General features: G+C 74.8%; 3 protein-coding genes and 1 pseudogene. All 4 read left to right on the top strand.

Translation table 11 applies throughout. The features are described 5' to 3' along the window. Positions 1–251: hypothetical protein (locus ACVNF4_RS34830; RefSeq protein WP_461806859.1), on the top strand; the 251-nt coding region annotated here is incomplete at its 5' end. 14 nt (positions 252–265) lie between these two features. After that, positions 266–424, top strand: coding sequence for an FxSxx-COOH cyclophane-containing RiPP peptide (gene fxsA / locus ACVNF4_RS34825; protein ID WP_461806858.1), 159 nt, complete (start codon positions 266–268; stop codon positions 422–424). Positions 425–588: 164 nt separating this feature from the next. Further along, on the top strand, positions 589–1,734 hold the full coding sequence (locus tag ACVNF4_RS34820; RefSeq protein WP_461806857.1) for an FxsB family cyclophane-forming radical SAM/SPASM peptide maturase: 1,146 nt from the start codon (positions 589–591) through the stop codon (positions 1,732–1,734). Next, positions 1,731–2,515, top strand: a pseudogene (locus ACVNF4_RS34815) (HEXXH motif domain-containing protein); the annotation flags it as partial. The gene ACVNF4_RS34820 and the pseudogene ACVNF4_RS34815, both read left to right, overlap by 4 nt.

Raw genomic sequence — 2,515 nt, 5'->3', positions numbered from 1 at the left:
ACGCCGCACAGGCGGCCCGGGAAGCGGAGGGCGCGGCCGGGACCGAGCGGCGCCGCCAGGAAGCCGTCAGGACACGTGCGCAGGCACACCACTGGCGGGGTATGTCCTATGAAGCGGCCACCCGGCCCCGCGCCGCCCGGGAGGCGTATCGCGCGGCGCGGGGGGAGTGGGCGCGACTGCCCGAGGACAGCGTCGTCCCGGACAGCCCGACACCGCAGGACACGGCCGAGCGCCTCGCGGCGCTGGATTGAGCGAGGGACGGAACATGAACGTCACGCACACGGAACTGCCCGATCTGCTCACTCTCGACCTGGAGGAGCTGAAGAACGTCGACCACCCGGTGCTGCGCGAACTGGTGGACGACCTCAGGGACCGCGCGGCCCGGCCCAGCGAGATGCTGTGGGGGTTCGTCAGCGCGCTGTGAAGCGGCGCGCTGTGAGACGTCGGCTCGCGGCGGCACGCCACAGCAGGAATCTTTCGGTCGACACGCCCGCGTGAATCGGCCAGATCCGCGTGGTGGAGGGTGTGTCCGGCCGGATGCCGGGAACACGAAGTGGTGTGCCGCCGCGCACACATGGGGGGTGCCGAGTGACCGGACGCACGGCTGCCCCGCCACGACTGGCGGTCCCTTTCCGGCAGTTCATCGTCAAACTGCACGGCCGCTGCAACCTCGCCTGCACCTACTGCTACCTGTACGAGGGCCCGGACGACACCTGGCGCGAGCGGCCCGCGCGCGCCTCCGAGGACGTCCTGGACCAGGCGGCCACGCGCATCGCCGAGCACGCCCGCACCCACCGGCTCGCCGAGATCTCCCTGGTGCTGCACGGCGGCGAACCCCTCCTCGCGGGTGCGGACACCCTCGCCCGCTTCACCGGCCTCGTCCGCGCGCGAGTCCCGCACGGCTGCGCGGTGCGCGCGGTCGTCCAGACCAACGCCACCCTCCTCACCGCACGCCGCCTCACCGTTCTCGCCGACGCCGGGATCCGCGTCGGCGTCAGCCTCGACGGCGGCACCGCCGCGCACAACGCGCGCCGCGTCGACCACGCCGGACGCCCCTCCTGGCCCGCCGCGATCCGGGGCACCCGGCTCCTCGCCGAACGCTTCCCGCACGTCTACGGGGGGATCCTGACGGTCGTCGACCCGACGCTCGACCCGGTCCGCACGTACGACTCGCTCGTCGCCCTGTCGCCCCCCGCCCTCGACCTGCTCCTCCCGCACGGCAACTGGTCCGCCCCGCCGGACCAGTTGGGCCTTTACGGCCCGTGGCTCGCGGACGTCTTCGACCGCTGGTGGGACGCCGGACGGCGGGAGACCCGGGTGCGGCTCTTCGAGGCGTGCCTCGCCCTGCTGCTGGGCCGAGGCGCCCGCACCGAGGCCCTCGGACTCGAACCCTTCGACGCCGTCGTCGTCGAGACCGACGGGACGATCGAGCAGGTCGACGCCCTCAAGTCCGCCTACGACGGAGCCGCCCGCACCGGGCTCGACGTCTTCCGGCACCCCTTCGACGAGGCCCTGCGCCACCCGGCGGTCGCGGACCGGCAGGCCGGCGCGGAGAGCCTGGCCGCCGAGTGCCGGGCCTGCCCCCTGCTGACCGTCTGCGGAGCCGGCCACTACGCCCACCGCTACCGGGCGGGCCACGGCTTTCGCAACCCCTCCGTCTACTGCGCCGACCTCCAGCACTTCATCCACCACGCCGCCCACCGCCTCACCGCTACCGCCGGGAGGACACCATGACCCTCTCCGACGCGGCGATCACCGCCCTGGGCCGCACCGCCGCCGACCCCGCCACCCTGCACGCCCTCGTCCGCGACCAGCACACCCGGCAACTGGCCGTCGTCCGCGCCGTGCTGGAGACGGCGGGTGACGAACCGTCGGTACGGGAGGCGTGGGCGCTGCTGACACAGGCGGACCGGCGACTCCCCACCCGGGACCTCCTGTTGCACCCCCTCACCGGATCCTGGGCCTGGCACACCCTCCGCACCCTCGACTCGGGCGATCGACGCCACCTCGGACACCTGGCCGCCCTCGCCGCCGCCTGCGCCGTGCGCGCCGGGCTCGACTTCACCTCCCGGCTCACGGCCCGCGAGGGCCTGCTCGTGCTGCCGTCGCTGGGCGCGCTGCGGACCGACGGCGACGCCGAAGTCACCTACGGGAAAGGCCGGTTGAGGATCAGGGCGACGGGTGAGGCCGACGTCGTCGTGCACCCCGAACCCGGCGTCGGCGCCTGGTCCGCGTCGCCCGCCTGGCTGCCCGCGCACGCCCTGCCGGGACTCGTGGACGCCGCCCCCCTCGTCCCGCTGGAGGACCTCCACCCGTACCGCACCGCCCGGTCACCGCGCACCGGCGCGGGGCTCGGGGAGCCGGTCGTGCTGGACGACGCCGGACGCAAGCAGTGGGCGCAGGTGTGGTCGGGGACAGCGGCGGCGCTGCGGGCCGGCGGCGAGGAACGGGTGGGGGAGGCCGTCGCACTGCTGCGCTGCCTCGTCCCCCTCGACCGGCCGCCCGGCGTCCCCGC

The sequence above is a fragment of the Streptomyces sp. S6 genome (genome assembly GCF_054880855.1).
This window is presented reverse-complemented; position numbering and strand designations above follow the sequence as displayed.